This window comes from Acidobacteriota bacterium, from assembly GCA_028875575.1.
GTDB lineage: Bacteria > Acidobacteriota > Terriglobia > Versatilivoradales > Versatilivoraceae > Versatilivorator.
This window is the reverse complement of sequence record JAPPDF010000037.1, coordinates 42,477-64,919: the sequence shown is the minus strand read 5'-3', so window position 1 is coordinate 64,919 and position 22,443 is coordinate 42,477. Positions and strand designations below refer to the sequence as shown.

General features: G+C 62.6%; 18 protein-coding genes. 16 read left to right on the top strand and 2 right to left on the bottom strand.

Annotation, left to right across the window (positions count from 1 at the left end; genetic code table 11):
- The first annotated feature begins 82 nt into the window (after positions 1-82).
- From OXI69_05270 to OXI69_05215, 12 genes are all read left to right on the top strand, one after another.
- Positions 83-517 carry a hypothetical protein gene (locus tag OXI69_05270; protein MDE2665540.1) on the top strand — a complete coding sequence of 145 codons (435 nt, stop codon included), beginning with the start codon at positions 83-85 and terminating at the stop codon, positions 515-517.
- Between the two features lie 98 nt (positions 518-615).
- On the top strand, positions 616-915 hold the full coding sequence (locus OXI69_05265; GenBank protein MDE2665539.1) for a BrnT family toxin: 300 nt from the start codon (positions 616-618) through the stop codon (positions 913-915).
- Positions 881-1,135, top strand: coding sequence for a BrnA antitoxin family protein (locus OXI69_05260; GenBank protein MDE2665538.1), 255 nt, complete (start codon positions 881-883; stop codon positions 1,133-1,135). Before OXI69_05265 ends, OXI69_05260 begins: the two co-directional genes overlap by 35 nt.
- A gap of 417 nt (positions 1,136-1,552) precedes the next feature.
- On the top strand, positions 1,553-3,382 hold the full coding sequence (locus tag OXI69_05255) for a DUF1553 domain-containing protein (protein MDE2665537.1): 1,830 nt from the start codon (positions 1,553-1,555) through the stop codon (positions 3,380-3,382).
- Between the two features lie 16 nt (positions 3,383-3,398).
- Positions 3,399-4,796, top strand: coding sequence for a DUF1501 domain-containing protein (locus OXI69_05250; GenBank protein MDE2665536.1), 1,398 nt, complete (start codon positions 3,399-3,401; stop codon positions 4,794-4,796).
- A 521-nt stretch (positions 4,797-5,317) separates the two neighbouring features.
- Positions 5,318-5,716, top strand: coding sequence for a type II toxin-antitoxin system RelE/ParE family toxin (locus OXI69_05245; protein ID MDE2665535.1), 399 nt, complete (start codon positions 5,318-5,320; stop codon positions 5,714-5,716).
- A gap of 4 nt (positions 5,717-5,720) precedes the next feature.
- Positions 5,721-6,047, top strand: coding sequence for a helix-turn-helix transcriptional regulator (locus OXI69_05240; protein MDE2665534.1), 327 nt, complete (start codon positions 5,721-5,723; stop codon positions 6,045-6,047).
- A gap of 440 nt (positions 6,048-6,487) precedes the next feature.
- On the top strand, positions 6,488-7,348 hold the full coding sequence (locus tag OXI69_05235; protein ID MDE2665533.1) for a hypothetical protein: 861 nt from the start codon (positions 6,488-6,490) through the stop codon (positions 7,346-7,348).
- 268 nt (positions 7,349-7,616) lie between these two features.
- Positions 7,617-9,152, top strand: coding sequence for a M48 family metallopeptidase (locus OXI69_05230; protein ID MDE2665532.1), 1,536 nt, complete (start codon positions 7,617-7,619; stop codon positions 9,150-9,152).
- A 660-nt stretch (positions 9,153-9,812) separates the two neighbouring features.
- On the top strand, positions 9,813-12,281 hold the full coding sequence (locus OXI69_05225) for a hypothetical protein (protein MDE2665531.1): 2,469 nt from the start codon (positions 9,813-9,815) through the stop codon (positions 12,279-12,281).
- A gap of 85 nt (positions 12,282-12,366) precedes the next feature.
- Positions 12,367-13,881 (top strand): PQQ-like beta-propeller repeat protein, encoded by a 1,515-nt coding sequence (locus tag OXI69_05220; protein MDE2665530.1) that lies wholly within the window; start codon positions 12,367-12,369, stop codon positions 13,879-13,881.
- Positions 13,853-15,115 (top strand): DUF418 domain-containing protein, encoded by a 1,263-nt coding sequence (locus OXI69_05215; GenBank protein MDE2665529.1) that lies wholly within the window; start codon positions 13,853-13,855, stop codon positions 15,113-15,115. The genes OXI69_05220 and OXI69_05215 overlap by 29 nt, the downstream gene beginning before the upstream one ends.
- 47 nt (positions 15,116-15,162) lie before the next feature.
- Here OXI69_05215 and OXI69_05210 read toward each other — a convergent pair whose 3' ends face one another.
- Entirely contained in the window at positions 15,163-16,350 is a 1,188-nt protein-coding gene (locus OXI69_05210; GenBank protein ID MDE2665528.1) for a PQQ-binding-like beta-propeller repeat protein, read from the bottom strand.
- Positions 16,351-16,524: 174 nt separating this feature from the next.
- Positions 16,525-17,223 carry a redoxin family protein gene (locus OXI69_05205; protein MDE2665527.1) on the bottom strand — a complete coding sequence of 233 codons (699 nt, stop codon included), beginning with the start codon at positions 17,221-17,223 and terminating at the stop codon, positions 16,525-16,527.
- 474 nt (positions 17,224-17,697) lie between these two features.
- On the opposite strand from OXI69_05205, the gene OXI69_05200 reads away from it, so the two are divergent.
- The 4 genes from OXI69_05200 (at position 17,698) to OXI69_05185 (ending at position 21,796) form a co-directional block, all read left to right on the top strand.
- Entirely contained in the window at positions 17,698-18,684 is a 987-nt protein-coding gene (locus OXI69_05200; protein ID MDE2665526.1) for a CehA/McbA family metallohydrolase, read from the top strand.
- Between the two features lie 80 nt (positions 18,685-18,764).
- Positions 18,765-19,949 (top strand): galactose mutarotase, encoded by a 1,185-nt coding sequence (locus tag OXI69_05195; GenBank protein ID MDE2665525.1) that lies wholly within the window; start codon positions 18,765-18,767, stop codon positions 19,947-19,949.
- A 98-nt stretch (positions 19,950-20,047) separates the two neighbouring features.
- Positions 20,048-20,746, top strand: coding sequence for a type 1 glutamine amidotransferase (locus tag OXI69_05190; protein ID MDE2665524.1), 699 nt, complete (start codon positions 20,048-20,050; stop codon positions 20,744-20,746).
- Positions 20,747-20,767: 21 nt separating this feature from the next.
- Positions 20,768-21,796 carry a carbon-nitrogen hydrolase family protein gene (locus OXI69_05185; protein ID MDE2665523.1) on the top strand — a complete coding sequence of 343 codons (1,029 nt, stop codon included), beginning with the start codon at positions 20,768-20,770 and terminating at the stop codon, positions 21,794-21,796.
- The last annotated feature ends 647 nt before the right edge of the window (positions 21,797-22,443 follow it).

Below are 22,443 nucleotides of genomic sequence, written 5' to 3'. Positions count from 1 at the left end.
TTCCCGGTGGAACCTCCATCGGAGATGGTAACCTTGTTTCTGTTACAGGACACTGGAGTCCACAGCGAAAGGAGGTCGATTCATGAATCCGCTCAGGCAAGCCATCGGTGCCGTACTCATCCTCGTCGGGGCTTTGGTAGCCATCCACACCGTCGTCGAGCCACTTTACCACGCTTCCAGCGAGGCCAGCCCCTATAGCCCCAACTGGAATTACATCAACCCGCTGATGGCGCTGGCCATCGTGCTGGGCCTGATCTTCAGCTGCATGCGCAAGCAAGAGGTTGACCGGGAAGGCGGCGACGCACCCGTGACCCGCGCCTTTCTGGCGGCCAACACGATCTTCTACGGGCTGCTGTTCATCGGCATCCTCTTTTTCTTCAACTGGTTCAACCTGTTGAACCCCGACTACACCGCAGTAGGGCCGGATGCCGTATCGGTAATCTGGGCAGTGATCGACGCCGCCCTGCCGCTCCTTCTGGGAGCGCAGGGAGTGACCCTGCTGCGAGGCGGCAAATAAGTACTCCGGAAAACTGGATCGTCCTGTGATTGAGTGGACTTGTTATATATACGAAATGTATATATAATAGGTTTTTTGGTGCAGTACACACGGGACGAATGCCGCTTCAGTTCGAATGGTATGACGAGAAGAACCGGGTCAATCATCGCAAGCACGGAATCGGTTTCGAGGAAGCCAGCCTGATCTTCACCAGCCCCGTGCTCACCGCCCCGGACAACCGCCAGGACTACAGCGAAAAGCGTTTTATCAGCTACGGTCAACTGGACCCGATGGTCGTCGTTGCCGTGGTTCACGCGTGGCGGCGCGGGCGAATCCGACTGATTTCCGCCCGTACGGCCAACCGCAAGGAAAGGCAGGCTTTCCATGAACATCTCGAAAAAACGGCTCCGAGAAATTGAGTCGATCCAAGACCAGGACATCGACTATTCCGACATCCCGGAAGCCGATGAGAGCTTCTGGCGTCGCGCCGAGCTGCGGATGCCGCAGCCAAAAAAAGGCATCTATGTCCGCCTGGACGCCGACATTCTGGATTGGTTGAAATCGAAGGGCAAGGGTTACCAAACCCGCATGAATGCCATGCTGCGGACTCTGATGGAAAGCGACCGACGCCCGAACTGACCATAATTCTCAACTATCCATGAAGCAAGGGTCGACAATCACCGTGGACGCCGAGATCCTTCCCATAGCCGGGCGCTACGTTCGCTCCTGAGGGTCTCGCTGTCTTTGCTGGGCGAGCAGACTCTCAGAGAAATTGCAGGAGACCCGTCATTCTCAGGGCGGTAGCGGGGCCGTTCAGGGCGGTCGAGCGTGTCCATCCACGCCACCACGCGCTCGCCGGAAAATACGCTTGAACTTCTCTGACGGCTTTCGCCCTCCAGCTTCCGAGTATTCCGAATCCATTGTGCCCACCCTGTGTTTCTGCGCCGCAGGCAAGACCGTTTCAATCTACGGCGTAATCCTGCTAAAATTCCGGGAACTGCCTCACGCACCTCTTTGCGCCGGGAACTATCGACCTCCGGACATGGGGCGTAAGCCATGAAGCTACCTCCACTGCTGCTGCCGCTGCTCATCGTTGCGCTGGCGGTCCTGGGCCAGCCCGAGGACAAGGAAAGCAAAAAGCCGCATCCCCCCAAACCGGGCACGGGCAGCCGGGCAGAGCTGGATGAAATCACCAGCCGGGTGACAGCCGGCCTGGCCGGTCCGGAAAACTCGCCGCCGGTCCGCAGAATCAACTACATCGACGACTTCATTTTCGACAAGCTGGAGCGGAACGGGATCCCCCACGCCCCCCTGGCCTCGGACGCCGAGTTCCTGCGCAGAGCCCACCTGGACCTGACCGGACGCCTGCCCGAGGTCGACAGGGTACGGAGCTTTCTGAAGGACACAGACCCCGACAAGCGGTCCCGGCTCATCGACGAGCTGACCGGCGCCAGGGTGGACGCCGCCGCCGCGGACCACCCCTCCCACCCCTACCTGGATCGCTGGACCTATTTTCTGTGCGATCTCTTTCGCACCACCCAGGGCGAGGTAGGGCCCAAGGGTCGGAACCTCTTCTGGGACTACCTCAATACGGCCCTGCTGCTGGACGTGCCCTACGACCAGTTGGTCACCGAGATGCTGACGGCCACGGCCCGCTCCAACTGGGAGTCGGCGCCCGCCAACTATCTGGCCAGGAACCACGCCGACGATGCCGACGGGTTGGCCGTCAACCACGAGGACAGCATCGAGGACATCGCCATCAGCAGCACCAGGAACTTCCTGGGGATCAACCTGGAGTGCATCGCCTGCCATGACGGCGCCTACCACCTGGAAAAGATCAACCTCTGGCTCAGCCGGAAAAAGCGGGCGGAGTTCTGGCGCCAGGCCTCCTTTTTCGGGGGTATACGGATGTTCCGGGGCTTCGGGATCGGCCAGGAATTTCCCGTGCAGGAAGGCACTCACCGCTACGACCTGAAGTACCCCAGCGTCAAGCGCATGAAGCGCTATTCGGCGGACACGACTCCCACCTTCCTGCTCGACGGCGAGCGGGCCAGGCCGGGAGAGGACCTTCGCCGGGCCTATGCCCGCATGCTCACCTCCCATCCCCAGTTTGCACGGGCCACCGCCAACCTGATCTGGACCGAGCTGATGGGGGTGGGCATTGTCGATCCTCCCTTCGAGTTCGACCTGGCCCGGCAGGACCCCGACAATCCTCCGCCGGCTCCCTGGACCATCCAGCCCACCCATCCCGAGCTGCTGGACGCCCTGGGGAAAGACTTTGCCGAGAGCGGCTTCAGCTTGCGGGCCATCATCCGGCGGATCGCCAAATCGAGCGCCTATCAGCTCTCCAGTCGGTTTCCCGGCCAATGGCGCCCCGACTACGCCCGCTATTTCGCCCGGCGCAACGCCCGGCGTCTCTCGGCGGCCCAGCTCCATGACAGCCTCTGCCAGGCCACCGGCGTTTTCCCCGAGATCCCCATCATGGGCACCGATCTCAAGGTCAAATACGTGATGCAGACCCGGGGGCCCTACGACCTGCAGGGCGAGCTGAAGGTCTTCCTGGCCGCCTTTGGACGGAGCAACCGCGACGTGGCCGACAAGAGCCTGGCCGGCTCGACCGTACAAGCCTCGCTGTTGCTGAATAGCGACCTGATCAAGGAGAAGGTTCAGGCAGACAAGGGGCGGCTTCAAGCGCTGCTCAAGCAGGAGCCCTTCAAGAGCAACCAGGCTATCGTGGAGGAGCTTTTCCTGGCGACTCTGGGTCGGCTCCCGCGGGAAGAGGAACAGCGTCTTGGGGTGACCCAGATCGAACGCTACCGCGAGTCCGGAGCCGAGGACCTGCTGTGGAGCCTGCTCAACACCAAGGAGTTTCTGTTCAACCTTTAGGAGAGGAACCGGTCCCATGGAAGAAGCCATGACCCGCATCCCCCACTTGACCCGGCGGGGATTCATTCGCGCCGGGGCCGCCACGGCCACCAGTTTCTGCCTGTCGCCCATGATGGAACCGCTCAACCTGCAGGCGGCCCGCAAGGTGAACCCACGGGGCAGCGCCGATTACTGCATTTTTCTCTTTCTGGACGGCGGACCCAGCCAGATCGACACCTTCGACTTCAAAGAGGGGCGTTACACGCCGGCGGACTTCGACCTGCGGACCGTCGGGGGCGGGATGTTGAAGCTGCCCTATGCCTTGTTCCCCCGGCTGTCGGAGAAGCTGGACGACCTGGCCATCGTGCGTTCGGTGGAGGCCTGGGAAGCCGGCCACTCCCGAGCCCAGTACGTCCTGCAGGTGGCTCACCCGGTCAGCCCGGCCCGGCGGGCCGAAATGCCTTCCCTGGGAGCCGTCATCGCCTACGAAATGGAGGCTCGCCGCAAGCCCGGCGACTTTCTGCCTCCCTTCGTGGCCATGAACTACAACATCACCAGTGGCGCCGGCATCGTGGGCGCCGGCTGTCTGGACCCCAAGTACGGTCCCCTGGCCTTCAATACCCAGGAGGGCCGGCACTTCCTGCTGGAGGACGCCGAACGGGAACGCTTTCTGCGACGGTGGGACCTTCTGAGCCGGCTGGAACGGGGACACCCGGTTTCGTCGACGGGGAGCTCGCGCCCGATTGAAGAGTTTCGATCCTACTACGGGGAGGCCCACTCCATCATGATGGCTCCAGAGGTCCGGGACGTCTTCAAGCTGGAGACGGAGGAGCGCAAGCGCTACGGGTCCTCGGCCCTGGGGGATGCCTGCATCCTGGGGCGCAACCTGATTGCGTCCGAGGCCGGAACCCGCTACGTGTTCATCACCCATGACGGCTGGGACCTTCACGCCAAGGCCTACGACAAGACCAGCACTCCCAACCAGTACACTCTGGGCCGGGAGCTGGACGCGGCTTTCGCCAGCCTGCTGACCGACCTGAGCCGGCTCAGAACCAAGGACGGACAGGTGCTCCTGGACCGCACCCTGATTGTGTGCATGGGCGAGTTCGGGCGCACCGTGGGAGACCTGACAGTCAACAAAGGCCGCGACCACCACCGGTTCGCTTCCACCAGCCTGTTTGCGGGCGGCGGCGTCCAGGGCGGCCGCATCATCGGCGCCACCGACCCCACCGGCGGCAAGGTGGTCGATTCCGGCTGGAGCCAGAAGCGGTCCATCTACATCGAAGACATCGCCGCCACCATGTACTCCGCCCTGGGCATCGACTGGTCCAAGAAGATCACCAACACCCCCTCGGGTCGGGCTTTCGAGTACCTGGAACCGGTCTCGGGAACCACCTTCCTGAATGTGGACGAGATTTCGCCGCTGTTTGTCTGATTTCCGCCCTGGAGCACGCGGACACCCCGGCGACCACCCCCCACCGCATGCCGCTGTAGGGGCAACCCTTGTGGTTGCCCAGCTATCCAGGCCGCAGCCCGCTGTCGAGCCGGTGGGGGGCGCTTTGCCCCGCCTCGTGAGTTTCAGGAATCACTGACATCGATGCACAGGATGCACAGGATTTTTCAGGAAACGGCTGTTCCGCGTTTCTAATCTTCACCACCGTTACCGACATGCCCGAACTGGCCCCGGCAATGTTTCAAATGCTCCGGGACGCGCTCACCCGTCGGCCGGCATTCTAGGATTTGTCCGCCACGCTACGGCACCGCTGCCAACCCTTTGGACAGGTGCGCCTGTGTGGCCACGTCGGCGAGCGGATCGGCGGTCTCGCGGGCGAGGACATCCTCGAAAGCGGTCAGTTACCGGCGCATCGGCAATAGTGTCAGCGGCCTCGGCGCCCCCGAGCATCGACGATAGAGACTATTTGCTGGTGTCACCGTACCCGGTAACGGCATGTTTACATATGGAGGAATCACTATAATGGGCAGGGTCGCCGGCCTACCCAAACCTGTCGAGTCGAATGGATCGGCTCCAGCAAGACGGATCTAAAGAGCTTCCCGGAGGCGGTGCAGGACGTGGTCGGCTACGCGCTCTATCAGGCTCAGGTCGGACTGAAACACCGAGGCGTCAAGCCGCTCAGGGGCTGGGGAAGCAACGTCCTGGAGGTGGTCGCGCGCCACGACGGTGATGCGTTTCGGGCGGTGTACACGGTCCGGTTCAGGGCCGCGGTCTACGTGCTGCATGCTTTCCCAAAGAAGGCCAGGCGGGGAATCGCAACGCCACAGCCGGAAATCGACCTGGTCAGGCGGAGACTCCGGGTGGCCGAGCAACACTACCGAGAGAACTATGGCGGAGGGTAGATCGATGAAGGCCGACAACGTGAAGATCGAACGGGGCAGCGCCAACGTATTCGCTGACCTGGGTCTCCCGGATCCCGACACACACTTGCTCAAAGCCGAACTCGTCACTCGGATCGATAAGATTATTCGCCAACGCGGCCTCAAGCAGGTCGAGGCGGCGAAACTGCTCGGGCTGTCTCAGCCCGATGTGTCGCGCCTGCTGCGAGGGAACTTCCGGGAGTACTCCATGGAGCGGCTTCTACGCCTCTTGACGGTCCTGGGACGCGACGTGGACATCATCATCCGCGAGCCCCATTCGGAGCGCCGGGGACGGCTCCGCGTCGAAGCGTAGGCCTCTTTAAAGTGTCCAACGCAACCTGGAACCAATGAACTTGACATCCGCACTGGCGTCATCGGCGAGCTGGGTCTGGGTGTCCCCCTCAGCAGCGGAGCGGCAGGCGGCACGCTCGTGGTCGATTTCTCTAACCTCTCCTCCTCTTCAAACGCTGCCGTCACTGTGAGAGTCGCGACGCCGGTCGAAGAGGGGCGGGCCGGGCTGGCCTACCCGGGATTGAATCCCGATGGCCTGATCACCGACCCTGCCTTCATTACCGGTCTGCGTCAGATCAGACCGGACCGCTCCAACCTGGCTGTCCAGAACGCCGGGGACGCGAACATTACTCTGAAGGTGACGGTCTTTTCCGGAGGCCCGGCGTCAGCCGGGAGAAGCGTGGCCTTGCCGGATCGAACTCTGCCCCGGGAGGCTTCTATCAGTACAACCGCATCCTGGACATGGCCGGTTTCGAGAATGGCAATGTCAAGGTCGAACGAGTGAGTGGGCCAGCGCCTTACTATGCCTACGGGGTCATCAATGACAACTTCAACTCGGACGGGTCGTTCGTGCTTCCGGTCCGGGCGGACTTTCTGGTGGGCAAGAGGGGACAGACCCTGCCCGTCATCATAGAAAGCGGAAACTTCAACAGTGAGTTGAGCGTGACGAACTTCTCCCCGGTTCCCAAGACGATGGATTTCCGCGTCGTGGCCGAGGCGATTGAGACCAATCACGACACGGCCAGCTTCAGTCTAAGGCTTGAGGCCGGTGAGCAGCGGATCATTCCCGGGATCATCGACCGGCTGCGAAAGCAGGACGTAGCTGGGATTGGTGCAACCCGTCGCCCCCTTGTGGGAGCCCTGTTCGCCACAGTCGCCCAAGGGGACATGAGCGGGATCGTGATCGGGGCGCGGACGGGAGCTCCGGACAAGAGAGGGGGACTACACAGCCTCTTATATAACGCGGTGCCATACGGCTCGACTTCGATTGAAAACGCCTGGATCTACGGTCTGCAGCAAAACGCGGAGAACCGGAGTAACCTGGCCCTGGTCAATACCGGTAAGATCGACGACAGCCCCATCACTTTCGAGATCACCATTTACGACGGCAGCGGGGAGTCTCAACCGAGAACAAAGAGCGTGACCCTCGGGCCCCGCCGTTGGATGCAGGAAAATGGGATTCTCGGCGATATCGGTCAAGGTTATGTTCAGGTGAGGAAAACCTCGGGCAGCAACCTGTTTGTTACCTACGGGGTGGTTAACGATGGAGGTAGGCCTGGCGAGCGCAGCGGCGACAGCGCCTTGGTGCCGGGCCAGGAGTAGTCCGCAGCCTTTCTTGATGTCGAATGAGCTGCCTGAGCGTTACAGATAAAGATTTTTTGTAGAACTTCACCGTATTACCACGGCATTGGTGTTCACCGTCACTCCGAAATCACCTGCATCGTTTATTTTGTCCTGCAATCCATCAAATACAGGATCTATCCTCGGCTGAGAAGAAGGAGGCCACCCTCCCGGTGGCGGGTATGGTACTTGCATGCGGTGGCTCTTGCGGTCCGCGGTCTTCCTGTGCTGGAAAGGGAGGAATGTACCCATGAAGACTTACATTCTCGCGCTTGCAGCAGTGCTTATCGGGGCAGGGTCCGACCTACCTGCGCTCGCACAGGACCGGGCAAAGCAGCAGAGGCGGGCCATGAAGTCCCGGCAGAAGGTAGCGGAACAGGCAGAGAAACGTCAGCAATTGCTGAAGGAAGTTAGGCCCCTGGCGGACAGGTACGCTGAGGCGATGATAACGCGCAAGTACTCGGACTCCTTAGTCCAGAGCTACGTCAGCTCCCTCGGCCAGAGCTTGGTTCCTCCGGGAACCGCAGCGTCGACCACGTTTTCGTTTCGGGTTGTCCAGGACATCTACCCGAACGCGTCCTCACTGCCGGATGGGAGGATCTACCTCACGACCGGCATGCTGGCACACGTCGAAAACGAGGCCCAGTTGGCCATGGTGCTGGGCCACGAGATCGGACACGTGATCCAGGAGCACGCCTTGGAATCGCTGCGCAAACAGCGCTCCGACCAGCGCCGCAACAAGATGATCAGCGCCGCTGCCGGCGCGGCACTGGGCGGTTTCCTCGGAAGAAAGAAGGGCGGCACACTCGGTACACTCAAGGGAGCCGCGACCGGGGCAGCCGTCGGCACGGTCGGCGCATCCTTGGTCAATTTGGTGATCCAATCCAAATTCAGCAAGGAGCATGAGAAGGAGGCCGACCGGATCGGAACCGAACTCGCGCTAGCGCGGGGCTTCGATCCGGAGGAGGCCGCTCGGTTTTGGGAAAGGCAGCATGAGCGATTCGGGAAGTGGAACGTCAGAAGGAAGATCGCACACTCACTGTTTGGCTCCCATCCACGGGACCACGTCCGGGCAGAGAATCTCAGGGTGCTACTCGCCCAGGACCTCAGGTCAGCGATCGAAGAAAAGCGAGCTGGAGGTGGACTTGCAACAGGAACACCACGATTCAGCAGCGTCATTTCTGGCTTGATGCGCGATACCGGCATCCTCATGGCTGAGCGCAGCGACCGCCACGACCTGGCGATCCGACTTCTGGAAAAAGCACGCGTCTACCGGCCGCATGACCCGAGGCTGCTGTGGGCGCTGGGACGAACTTATCGCATGGTCGCCCGGACGGAGGAGAAGCTGGCCGAAGCTAGCGGCCTATTGGTAACGGCGGCCGAGCAAGATAAGCGAAGCATCTACCCCGCCATTCACCGGGACATTGCCTACGCCATGGCGAGTCAGTCGGGAGACTATGTGGCGGCAAGCGAGCATCTCAGGAAGTATGTAGTCGGGTATATCGCCGCGCACAACAGCCTCCCCCTGGACATCGATGACGTCTACGATAAGATGGTCCTCTTCGGGGACAACGAATGGGTCCCGCCGACCTCGGGGAACCCCACCAGCGCACTGAAGCAGAAAGCGGCTAGCGGAGTCAGATACCGCCATCCCACGGTCTGGAACACGCCGGCTGACCTGGCGGCTTTTGACGCGGCGCTGCAGGCGTCGACCAGGCAAATGGAGGAATCCTTTGGGAGTGCGAGGACGAACGATCAGGCAGAACCCGAAAGGAGGATGCACTGATGAGCACGTGCCCGTCTTGTGAAGCTGAATTCCCGCCCGTAATTCGCTGGTGTGCGATTTGCCACGTAAGTGTAGTCAATCCGTAGATTGGTCGTCTGGCTCCGCCCATCAAGCGGTTGATCGCACTTGCGATTGATGTCCCGGTCCAGTTTTCGACCTTCCTATACTTGTGGATGGGGTCGCTCTCATCTGCGCATCTCAACACATCACTTTCTACATTCCTTCAGGTCGTTTCGTTCGCCTTCCTTGTATACGTCGCCTGTGCCTTATTCCTCTGTACCAAGGGGACAACCCCAGGCAAAAAGCTCCTGGGAATGCGCGTCGTCAAGGAAGACGGCCGCAACGCTGATTTTTTTACGATGCTTATCCGCGAGACCGTCGGACGAGCACTCTCGTGCCTCGTATTCTTTCTTGGCTTCTTGTAGATGTTGATTGACAAGGACAATCAGGCCTGGCATGACAAGCTCCTGCGAACCTATGTCGTCGAATCTGTAAAGAAGGCTTGCCCTGTCACGTAGGCTCTATCCCCCCAGGCGCTACGGTTACTACAGAAGTGCCGGCTAACCACAATCCACGAACCACAAACCGCCAAAATCAACTCTTTTTGGCACTTTCAATCCTCTCCCGGATAGGCGATCATGGATCCCGAGGGAGGTTGAATTGCCTACGATTCCTGCAGCGCTGTCGATGGGGCTGGGTCTGGCCCTGACCCTGTGCCGGCCCGCGGTGGCGGCCGAACCGCCCGTCTGCGCCGGCGGACAATCCATCGGCCAATTTCGTTTTCTGGTGCAACCCGCGCCCAAAGTGAGAGCGCGCCCGCTGGCCGGGGTCAATCGACTGGAGAAAGGCCGGAAGCTGCTCTACATCCCGGTTCGCCAGCAGTCCGACCGCAAGCGCCAGGCCAGCATCGCCCTGGTGCTGATCGCCGCCGGGAGCAGCCCCGAAAAGGAATGGGTGGTCCTGGACCCCAGGCCGGCCGCGGCAGCCACCCAGTGGGAGGTTCCCTTCGACGTCGAGGTGGTGGCGGCCGTTTACGGTCCTCGGGGGCTGAACGTCAAGAAGGTCAAGGCCCTGGTCAGGAACAACGAGGACGTCATCACCCAGCTCGCCGACTACGCCCAGCAGACGGCCCAGGTGGGAGCCCTGGTGGAAGCGCTGGCAGCCTGGGAACGCTCCCCCGACAACTCCCAACCCCTGGACGCCGTGCTGCAGGGATTCTCGGCCCGGCACAACGTCAGCCTGCCCCGCATCGACCCCAAGGCGCCGGCCGATCAACAGGCAGCCCTGCTGTTGGGCACGCTGTTGCCGTCGCTGGCGACCTACGACCCGCTCAATCCCCAGCCGGCTCACCGAATACGACAATCGGCCGGTCTGGCCGCTTCCCTGGCCACAATGTTTTTGGGGAACTCGGCTCTGCTTGCCACCGGCGGGGTGGCCCTGTTTCAGAACCTGAGGACTTTGATCTCACCCGGGACCGACTTCCGCTCGGCCTTCGCCCAGAACGTTCCCCCTCACGACATCCAGCTCTGCTCCCAACGGCGACCCGCCAAGGGCCGGGCCAGGATCGCCTACCTGTGGGCCCTGCGCGTCCCCTCCCGGGGGCCGCCGCAGGTCAGCGTGGCCTCCGACGCTCACCTTCCCATAGCCCGGGAGGCCCTGCTACGGATCTGGGCAGAGGACGCTTCCGACTGGAGGCAGTTGCCGCGGGCCCACGACTGGAAGCTGATCCAGGCCGGGAGCAGCCGGCAATTTGCCGTGGGGGTTGCGCTACAGCCGTCGCTGCGTGCCCTGAAACTGGACACCGGAAAAGAGGTCCTCCCTCCGGGGGAGTACACTCTTGCCGCTTCCTGGGATTGGGAGCCCTTTGAGCTGACCGGCCGGTTTCGCCTTCATCGCCTGGGCGACCTGACCCTGGCCCGGGTGACGCCCCAATCCCAACACAGGCTGGTGACCAAAAGCGGGCGTGTCCGCATTGAGTTGACGGGGGCCGACTTCCAGTTCGTCGAAAAGCTGGAGTTGGTGAAGTCCAACCCATTGGGGCAATCCACCACGCCGCTTGCCTTCCTGTTGTCTTCAAGGACTCCCGACGGACGTCAGCCACAACTGGCCTTCGCACTCGATACCGACGGGCTTGCCTCCGGCCACTACGGACTGAAAATCTTCCAGGCTGACGCCGACCCTCAGGTTCTTCCTTTGCAGGTTCATCCCCCGCTGCCTCGACTCTCCAATCTCCCTCTCAAAGTCAATCTGGGAGAAGAAAGCCAGCGACTCCTGTTGGAGGGAAGCGGCCTGGAGCGCATCGACGGGCTGGAGAGCGCCAAGGCCCGATGGGAACTGGCGCCGCTGTCGCCGGCGACGCAGGAGCTTGAACGGCGTGGCGTCATGGCCTATCTGGAGAATGCGGCCCAACAGGGAGATCTCCTCCCCATCACCTTGAGGGTCACCGGAATGGAAGCTCCGGTCGTGCTGAAGGAGGCATTGCAGGTGGTGGGGCGCCGGCCGGCAGTTGCGCGCGCCAACACCTCCTTCCCGCCCAAGGCCGGGCTGGGACTGCGCGAGGGTGAGATCCCGGCCGGTCTCCCGGTCAGCTTCGCCATCGAGGTGGAGCGCCTGCTTCCCCTGGCCTCCTTGCAACTCGGATGCCGGAGCGACGGGCAATTCCAATCCAGGCTCACGCTTGTCCCGGGCCAACCCCAAGGCGTCACCAGGCTGGACATCACCGGGAGGGACACCCTGTTTCTCTCGCTGGACCCGGGCAGCCTGAGCGCCACCGACTGCTCCCTGGCGGTGGTGGTCCGCAACGAGACCACCGGATCATCCGACCCGCACCCCCTGGGCCGGGTGGTCCGCTTGCCCAGGATCGAGCGATTCGTCCTGACCGGCACAAAGCTGGGGGAATCGCTCTACGAGGGTATCCTTACCGGAGAGGAGCTGCACCACATCGTCAGGGCGGGTTGGGACGAGAGCCGGGGTCGCCCCGTTGCGGGCATCCCCACCCCGTTCCCGGACGACCCCAAAAAACAGACCCTGCGGATCGCCCTGCCCTGGCCTTCGCCAGAACCCCACGCCCCGGTCTTCATCTGGCTGCGCGGCGAGGACAGAGGGCGACCTACTCAGGTGCGGTATTGACTTGCCTGTCTCACCCGTGGTCTGCACTCCTCACAAGAGGTATCATTCCGCGTTGGCTGCGGCCTCCCGAACTTGAGAAGGAGCGATGAGACGACCATTGCTGGGATTCATGCTGGCCGGAATCTGGCTCGGCCAGAGCGCCTGTCAAACGGGCGATCGGTCTTTGCCGGCCCATGGGTGGACCGCCGGAGCCGCTCCGCTGCTGGCATCCGCCAAAGGCAACCCTCCTTCACCGGAAACTCACCCCGGTGTTCGCTTTCACATCAAGCCCAAGCCCCTGCCCCCGGGAGCCGTCACCCACGATTGGACCTCTTTCCTGGGACCGTCCCACGACGGGGTTTCCACCGAGACCCGCCTGCTCAAGGATTGGCCGGACGGGGGGCCGCCCCTGGTCTGGGAACTGGCCAAGGGGACCGGCTACACCTCACCGGCCATTCACGGCTCCCGGCTGGTCTACTTCTACCGCCAGGGACAGGAGGAAATCGTCGACTGCCTGCACCCCGAAACCGGACAAGGCTACTGGACCCTTCGCTACCCGACGGGCTACAGCGACCGCTACGGTTACAACAACGGGCCCCGCTGCAGCCCTGTGATCGACGGCAACCGCGTCTACACCTACGGCGCCGAAGGTCAGCTCCACTGCCTGGATCTGGAGTCCGGCGCCATCCACTGGAAACGCCAATTGTCGCGGGAGTTCCGTGTACCCCAGGATTTCTTCGGAGTCGCCTCCACACCCCTGGTGGAAGGAAACCTGCTGATCGTCAACGTGGGCGCCCCCGGAGGGCCCTCGGTGATCGCTCTGGACAAGGTCACCGGCAAGCTGGTGTGGGAGACCGGAGACCGATGGGGACCCAGCTATGCGTCCCCGGTTCCGGCCACGGTGAGAGGCAAGCGGCGCATTTTCGTCTACGCCGGAGGCGAAAGCCGTCCTCCCACCGGGGGGCTGTTGAGCATCGATCCCGCCAACGGAAAAATCGACTTCCGCTTTCCCTGGAGAAGCCGCAGCTACGAGTCGGTCAATGCTTCCAACCCGGTGGTGATCGGCAACCAGGTGCTGATCTCGGCCAGCTACAAGACGGGAGCGGCGCTGCTCGACCTTCTCCCCGACGGTACCCACCGATTGGCCTGGACCGCGCCCCACTTCGGCCTGCACTGGAACACGGCCATACACCGTGAGGGTTACCTCTACGGGTTCGACGGCCGCAATGAGCCCGATGCGGCCCTGGTGTGCGTCGATCTGAAGACGGGAAAGGAGATGTGGCGCGCCGTTCCCGAATGGGAAGAAACCGTCGAGTTCGGCGGCCGCCGGATGACCCGAACCTTCACCACCTACCGGGGATCCCTGCTCTGGGCCGATGGACATTTTCTCTGCCTGGGAGAACTGGGCCACCTCCTGTGGCTCGACCTTTCCCCCCAGGGCTACCGGATCCTCTCCCGCGCCTGGCTGTTCGCCGCCCGCGAGTCCTGGTCTCCTCCGGTCCTCAGCCGCGGCCTGCTCTATGTCTCCCAGAACCGCCGCGACTTCGTGCGGGGAGGATCCCCCCGGCTGCTCTGCTACGACCTGCGGGCGAATGAACGGCAACATGACCAGACCCCTTGACCGGCTGGACTCAGGGCCCATCACCGAGACCGCGCGCATCGACGCGATCGACGTCCTGCGCGGTTTCGCCCTGCTCGGCATCCTGGTGATGAACATCCAGGCATTCGCGATGCCCCGGGCGGCCTACTTCAACCCGACCGCCTACGGCGACCTGGAGGGCGCGAACCTCTACGTCTGGCTGGCGGGACGGTTGCTCGCCGATCAGAAGTTCATGGCTATCTTCTCGATGCTGTTCGGCGCGGGCATCGTCCTGATGGCGGAGCGGGCCGAGACGCGCGGCGACGCCGCCGGGGTGCATTTCCGCCGGATGGGGTACCTGCTGGTCATCGGGCTGCTCCATGCCTACCTGCTCTGGCCTGGCGACATTCTCTTCACCTACGCGGTCTGCGGAGTGGCGGTCTACCCGCTGCGCCGCCTGTCGCCGGGATGGCTGGCGGCGCTCGGAACGACCCTGCTGGCGGTCGGCTCGGCCACCTCCCTGGCGGGCGGCCTGTCGCTGGAGTACTGGCCGAAGGAAGCGCTGAACGCGTTTACGGCCGACGTGTGGCGTCCGACGCCGGAGATGATCGAGTCCTCGCTCGCCGCCTTTCGCGGCAGTTGGGTCGATCAACAGCCCGTCCGGTCGGCGGAGGCCTTCGCCTTCCAGACGTTCGTCTTGATCATCTGGGGATTTTGGCGTGCAGGCGGGCTGATGCTCATGGGTATGGCGCTCTTCAAGTGCGACGTTTTCAGCGCCCGCCGCTCGACGCGCTTCTATGCGGGGCTGATCGCGGCGGCGGTAGCGGTCGGCCTTCCCCTCCAGGCATACGGCCTCTCCCTCGACTTCGAGCGGGGATGGCCTGTCTGGTCGTTCTTCATCGGCGCCCAGTTCAACTACTGGCCGAGCATTGCCGTCAGCCTAGGCTACGTCGGGCTCGTCATGCTCGCATGCCGCACCACCGCGCTTCGCCGTCTCACCCGTCCGTTCACCGCGGTCGGCCGGACGGCGCTGACGAACTACCTGCTGCAGTCCGTCCTGTGCACGACCATATTCTACGGCCACGGGCTCGGCTGGTTTGGGTCGGTCGACCGCCTGGGACAGGTGGGCTTGGTGGCCGGCGTCTGGGCGGTGCAGCTCGTCGCCTCGCGGCTCTGGCTGCAGCGGTTCCGCTTCGGACCGGCCGAGTGGGCCTGGCGTTCGCTCACCTACGGAGCGCGCCAACCGCTGCAGCGAGCACAGGTCCCCAAGCCCTGAACCATGAAACACTTTCCTGCATCTGTCCCCTTCGTGGGCAGTGGTTGTTATCGGTCGGGCTGAAGATCCACGGCCACGAGCTCCTTCTGATTGCGTGCAAACAGGCGGCCGTCGGCCAGGGCCGGATAGGCTCGCACGGTCGAGGCCAGGATCCTGGCTTTGGCGATGAGGCGAAAGGCCCCAGGCGAGGCCGCGACCAGAAGCAGTTCCCCGTTCTCCTTCAGCACCACCAGCCGGTCCCCCGCCAGGCTCACGGTGCCGGCGCCGACACCGTCCCGGCTCCAGAGGACCCGACCCGTCTTCAGCGCCACGCAGCGCAGGGACTGGCCATATTCCTGGCGGCCGTGGAACCCGAAGAGGTGGTCCCCTCGGATCACGCTGGTCGAATAGTGGTTGGAAAGGGACTCGTCCGAGGTCCAGACGGTTTCCAGCTCGGAGCCATTGACCCTGAGCCGTACCGCTCCGGTCCGATAGCTGGACGAGAGGAAAATCGAGGCGCCTGCCGACAACGGAGTGGCGGCGTTCACCGAAGCCCGGCTGCGGGCTCTCCAGCGAAAGCGGAACAGGACCTCTCCGCTCTTCGGATCCGCCGAAACCAGTCCGGTACGGGTGAAAAACAATACTTGGCGGCGGCCGCCCAAGGTGGCCATGGCCGGAGAGGAGTAGCTGGCCTCGTCATCGGTGGCGGTCCACAAGACTCGCCCGTTTCGGGCATCGAAGGCAACCAGCCCCGCCTGGTCTTGTCCGCCGACGTTCAGGAACAGCCGCCCGTCCTCAACCAGGGGGGAGCAGGCGGCGCCGAAGAAGCCCTTGCGTACGCCGAACTTCTCATGGGTCTTCACGCTCCAGACTTTCCTGCCGTTCTCCAGCTCCAGGCAATACAGCACTCCCTGGGCGCCAAGGGTGTAGACCTTGCCCTCCCAGACCGAGGGAGTGGCTCGGGGGCCGCCGTCGAAACCGAAATCGTCCCGATAGCCGGTCGGATAGTCGTAGTGCCACAGTGGGCGGCCGGTTCGAGCCTCAAGGCACTCCACCCGTTCCCTGCTCTCGAGCCGATGAAACAGAATCAGGCGTCCGGCCTGCACCACCGTTCCGCTGAACCCCTCCCCAACCGGCTTCCGCCAGAGGATGGATGGCCCGGAGGCAGGCCAGGAACCGGGAATCGCCGGACCTCCGTATACGCCGTTCCGCTTCGGACCCAGGAACTGGGGCCAGTCCGACTCTCCGGCCGGCATCGGGCTCACCCCATGCTGTCTCACACCCGAAAGGAGAAGCAGTCCGCAAATCAGCGAAATTCGGAATGCAGATATCAGGATTCCAGCCATTTCGGCCTATGGTAGCGGTCAGGAGTCTGCAGCAACCAGTGAAAAGCCTGCGCTATCATCACGTCCCTTGGTGAGAAATGCGGGCTAGAGAAGAGCCTCGATCTCTTTCTCATACTCCGATTTGTCGACAAGCCCCCTGTGGCGGGCGGTTATCTTCCCCGTGCGATCCACGATGAAGGTAATGGGCAGCACCTCGACGCCGCCAAAGGCATCCCCGAAGTCGCGGTCGCCCACAAAGACCGGAAAGTTGAGCCCCTGTTGCTCGATGAATGGCCGCACGACCTCCCAACCTTCCTGGTCCATCGATACGGCCAGCACGGTAAAGCCGCTCTCCCGGTAGCGTTCCTGGAACTCCACGAACCAGGGCATTTCGGTCCTGCAGGGCCCGCACCAGGTGGCCCAGAAGTTCAGCAGAACCACCTTGCCCTCGACTTCCCGATTGGTCACCTGGGTTCCGGATTGGTCCTCCAGTCTGAAACCGGGCAGAAGCTTGCCGACCATGGCGGCGCTGTCGCTTTGAACCTGCATGCCGACGGCTGCCTGGCGGGACGCCAGGTATCCCATGACCCCGAAGAAACCGAGAGCAGCCATCACCAGAAACCCGAAGCCCGCATGGATCGCCAGGAGCCAGACCAGGATCTTGAGCATTCGGGCCTGCTGGCTCAGCTTGGACGCGGCGGCATCGATCCTGGAGCCGAGTTCCTGGCTCATTACCGTCATGGCCCGGGCATGGGCCTGGATGGATCGACCAATTTCGGCAGGTGAAGAATCCTCATCGACCATGAGTCACCTCCATTGTCTCAGAATACCCGGGAGTCGTTCGCGGGAAGGGTTGGAGGCCCGTTCTCAGCCTGTTCGAAGGCGCTCCCCGTGAACCAGTATTGCAGGTCGGTCAGCCTTTGTCTTTCTTTTTGCCCGGGGAGTCCCGCCACCTTCGGGAATCGTTGCCTTGGCTCGGAGGGATGGGTTATGTTTAGGCTGGCTGCCCGGCCAAGTGTCCTGTCTCAGAAATAGGATCACCATCTCCGATAGAGGTTCCACCAGGAAACGGTCGGTTGGAGAAACTCATTGCGATTGAGTGAACAGGAACCGTTGTGCTCACCCTCCCGGGAACCTCCATCGGCCCTCCAGGTTCAGGCGGAACGGCACCGTCTTCGTCGTCGCTCCTGGAGTCCGGCGCCGTTGCGCTCCGAAAGATGGCAACCCTATTTCTGAGACAGAACACCAGCCGGCACAATCTCCTCGGAAACAGGTCCCATGAAACGCATCCACCTTGCCGTCGCATTCATCCCCCTCTGCCTGCTGGCCATGACTCCGGACGAGACGCTGCAGTGGTACAAGGGGAACACCCACACCCACACCATCAACTCGGACGGAGACAGCACTCCGGACGAGGTGGTGCGCTGGTACAAGGAGCACCGCTACCACTTCCTGGTGCTGACGGACCATAACTTCCTGACCGAGGTCAAGGGCCTCAACAGCATATTTGCAGCCCGGGAGCAGTTCCTGGTCATCAACGGAGAAGAAGTCACCGACAGCCTCGAAGGAAGCCCCATCCACATCAATGGACTGAACCTGCGGGAGGTCGTCCCACCTCAAGGCGGCTCCGACCCGGTGGACATGCTCCAGCGCAACGTGGACGCCATCCGCGGGGTGGGCGGCGTGCCCCACATCAACCATCCCAACTTCCACTGGGCTCTGACCGCCGATCAAATGCGCCAAATCCGCAACAACAAGCTCTTCGAGATCTACAACGGCGCGCCGTCGGTCCACAACCACGGAGGCGGTGGCTCGCCGGGACTGGAGGCCATGTGGGACGAGATCCTCAGCAGCGGCAAGCTCATTTACGGGATCGCCGTGGATGACGCCCACCAATTCAAGGGGGAATTCAGCCCCGACCGCCTCAACCCGGGGCGCGGCTGGGTGGTGGTTCGGGCTCCCCGTCTTTCGACCGTGGCCATCATGGAGGGCCTGGAGGCCGGTCGCTTCTATGCTTCCACCGGCGTTTCCCTGTCGGATCTGCGGGTTGACGACCAGGGAATCGAGATCACCATTGAGGAGAAACCGACTTTCAAGTACACCACCCATTTCATCGGTGACGGAGGCCGCCTGCTCACCAAGGCCCACGGGTTGACGGCCCGCTATCGGTTCCAGGGGGGCGAGCGCTACGTGCGGGCCCGGGTGGTGGACTCCATGGGATACGTGGCCTGGACTCAGCCGGTATTTGTGGACAAGGATTCCTGATTCGAGGTTCGACTGCTCGCATCCAGGAAGGAGTCGCCGGCTGAGGTTGACTGCAGGCCGTCAATCCACCGGAGGAACCCATGACGAGAGCCTACCGAGAAGTTGCGCCGACCCTGATGGCCGTGAGCCTTCTGGCCGGGACTCTGAGTTGCGGCCCGCCGGAATCCAGCCGGTCGGGTGATGAGGAGAAACCGGTCCGATTGCAAAAGGTGGAGTGGGGTCAGGTAGGCGAAGCCCCCGTGTTTCTCTACACCCTGACCAACAGCCAGGGCCTCAAGGCCAGGATCACCAATTACGGGACGATTCTTACCGAGATGCACGTTCCGGATCGCCAGGGCGAGATGGCGGACGTCACTCTGGGTTTCGACAAGCTGGCGGACTACCTGCCGCGCCATCCCTACTTCGGCTGCATCTGCGGGCGGGTGGTGAACCGAATTTCCAACGCCCGGTTCACCATCGACGGCCACGAGTACTCCCTGACCAAGAACTACGGGGAACACCATATTCACGGAGGAGACCAGGGATTCGATCGAAAGGTGTGGACGGTGGCCGGCGAGTCCGAATCCGACAACGGAGCCTCGGTGAAGATGACCTACACCAGCCCCGACGGAGAGGAGGGATACCCCGGAAATCTGACCACCACGGTCACCTATACCCTGGCAGACGACAACTCGCTGAGATTCGAGATGGAGGCCGAAACCGACGCTCCCACCATCGTCAACCTGGCCCACCACGCCTACTGGAATCTGGCGGGGCATGACGCGGCGGATGTGCTGGGACACGAGCTGCAGTTGAACGCGCCCAGCTACACGGTGTCGGATGGGCTGGGCGTTCCGACCGGCGAGATCAGCCCGGTCGAGGGAACCCGTTTCGACTTCACCAAGCCCAAGACGCTCGGCGCCGACATTGGAAATATTGCGCCAGACGCCAAGGATCAGCGCGAGGGCTACGACGTCAACTTCGTTCTGGACGGATCCCCCGGCCAGTTGAGGCGGGCGGCAAGGGTGCGGGAGCCCGTTTCAGGCAGGACCCTGGAAGTGCACACCACCGCGCCGGGAGTGCAGCTCTACACCGGCAACTATCTGGACGGGTCGATCCAGGGGAAGGGCGGCATCGCCTACCGGAAACAGACCGGATTCTGCCTGGAGACCCAGCACTTCCCCGATTCCATCACCAAGGAGGGCCAGCCGGGTTGGCACTCCATCATTTTGCGGCCGGGTCAGACCTACCGTCATTCCGTGGTTTTCACATTCGGAACGGAATGATCGGACTGCGCTTCCGGCACTTGTCCGGCTCTGAGGACTGGGAGGGCTGACCCGCCCCGAGCGAGCCTGCGGTCACCCGAGAGAAACCCCTTGCCGATATGAGAGTTCACACCTTGAAACACGTGCCCTTCGAGGGCCTGGGATCCATGCTCCCCTGGTTCCGGGAGCGCGGATGGCAGGTCAGCCTGACCGAGCTCTATCGGGATGAACCGCTTCCACCCGTGGATGAGATCGACTGGCTGGTGGTGATGGGCGGCCCCATGAGCGCCAACGACGAGTCCAGGCACGCCTGGCTCAAGGCCGAAAAGGACTTCATCGGTCAGGCCCTCCAGGCCGACAAAGCCATTCTGGGCGTCTGCCTGGGCAGCCAGCTCATCGCCGACGTTCTCGGCTCCAGGGTATACAAGAACAGCGAGCCCGAGATCGGCTGGTTTCCCATACATCGCTCCCCGGAGGCGGCCGCTCACCCGTTGGGGAGCCTTTTCCCCGAACAAGCCGAGGTCTTTCACTGGCACGGAGAAACCTTCGACCTGCCCCGCGGGGCCGTCCACCTGGCCCGTAGTCAGGCCTGTCTGAACCAGGCTTTTGCCTACGGCGACCGCGTCCTGGGCCTTCAATTCCACCTCGAAACCACCCGGAAAGCCCTTGAGGACCTGGCTCACGGCTGCGCCGACGAACTTGTCGACAGACCGTTCATTCAGAGCGCCGACCTGATGTTGTCCGATCCCGGCCGCTTCAGCCGGCTGAATCGACTGCTGGATCCGATTCTCGAGGGGCTGGCGGCCCGGTTGGAGTGAGTGGGGAGACGCCTTTTCATAATGCAACCTCCAGCCTACAAGGTGGCCGCCGCTCATGTGGCCCCGGTGTTCCTCGATCGGGACGCAACCGTGGACAAGGCCTGCGCCCTGATCCGGGAAGCCGCCCGCAACGGGGCTCAGCTCATCGTCTTCCCGGAGACCTACATTCCCGCCTTCCCGCTCTGGTGCGCTCTGCAGGCGCCCATTGAGAACCATGCGCTTTTCTGCCAGCTCGCTGCCGGCAGCCTGCGGGTGGACGGGCCGGAAATCGGCAAGGTCGCCGATGCAGCCCGCCGCAGCGGCATCTTCGTCTCGCTGGGATTCAACGAGGTCTCGGCCGTCAGCGCCGGCTGTCTCTGGAACGCCAACCTGCTCCTGAGCGACCGGGGAGACATCCTCTGCCACCATCGCAAGCTGGTTCCGACCTTCTACGAGAAACTGGTGTGGGCGCCCGGGGACGGCAGCGGACTGCAGGTGTGCGAGACCCGGTTGGGTCGGGTGGGTATGCTGATTTGCGGAGAGAACACCAATCCTCTGGCCCGTTTCGCCCTGCTGGCCCAGGGCGAGCAGGTCCATCTGTCCACCTACCCTCCCATGTGGCCCACCCGGGACCCCGCCACCGGCGTCAACTATGATCTCAAGCAGGCCATACGGATTCGGGCCGGCGCCCACTCCTTCGAAGGCAAGGTATTCAACGTGGTGACCTCCGGCTTCCTGGATGCGGCCGCCCGGGACCGGCTGGGGCAACTGACCCCGGAGGCCGAGCGCATCCTGGACGGGAGCCCCAGAGGCATCTCCGTCATCATGGGTCCGGAAGGAACCCCCGTCAGTCCCATTCTGCAGGACGAGGAAGGTATCCTCTACGCCGAGATCGATCTCTCCCAAACGGTGGCCCCCAAGCAGATTCATGACGTGGTGGGCGGATACAACCGGTTCGACATCTTCAAGCTAAGCGTGGACCGCTCCCGTCGACCTCCCCTGAACTATGAATCCGGAGACTCTCGTCTCGAATCGACTGATGCCGAGCCAGACGACGAGGGCCGTTCGTGAGGTCTCCCGGCTACAGGAGTCAATGAGACTCCCCATGCGGGGCGCATTCGATTCGGAACGGCTCAAAGGACCCTGTTCCGTTGGCACGGTGTTCTACCTAATGAACATGGATGCACAGGATGCACAGGATAATCAGGACAAGAGCATCCTGCGCCAGAGGCCAGCTCGAGCGATGATCCCATGCGGATTTGCGGATTCCCGGAATTGAAAGCCAGCCGTTTCCTGAAAAAATCCTGTGCATCCATGTAAATCAAAGATCTACTCATGCTTGAGCCTTTTGCAAAATTCGGCAGCGGGGCGTTTGCCGGAGATGGCCACAAAAGGCACAAGAACACAATTTGTGCCTTTTGTGGTTAGAAAGCACTCTTCACCAGGTCGCATCCGATATTGAAAAAGGCAGAACCTTCAGTTTGCCGGCAAGATTACCTGCCTCGCTGCGAATCTTGCAAAAAGCTCGCTCGACTTTGAACCGGTTTCCAGCCAACAGAGGTCATGGGATGAAACCTACCCGAGGGCGCGGCCCGGGTTGCCTGGCCACAGCCGTGTCGATGCGACAGAGCCGTCCCGCTTCGTGTCCCTTCGCGGTCCTTCGTGTCACTTCGTGGATTACTCTTTTTTCGTTTGTTTCAAATGAGTCCCGCCCCCGC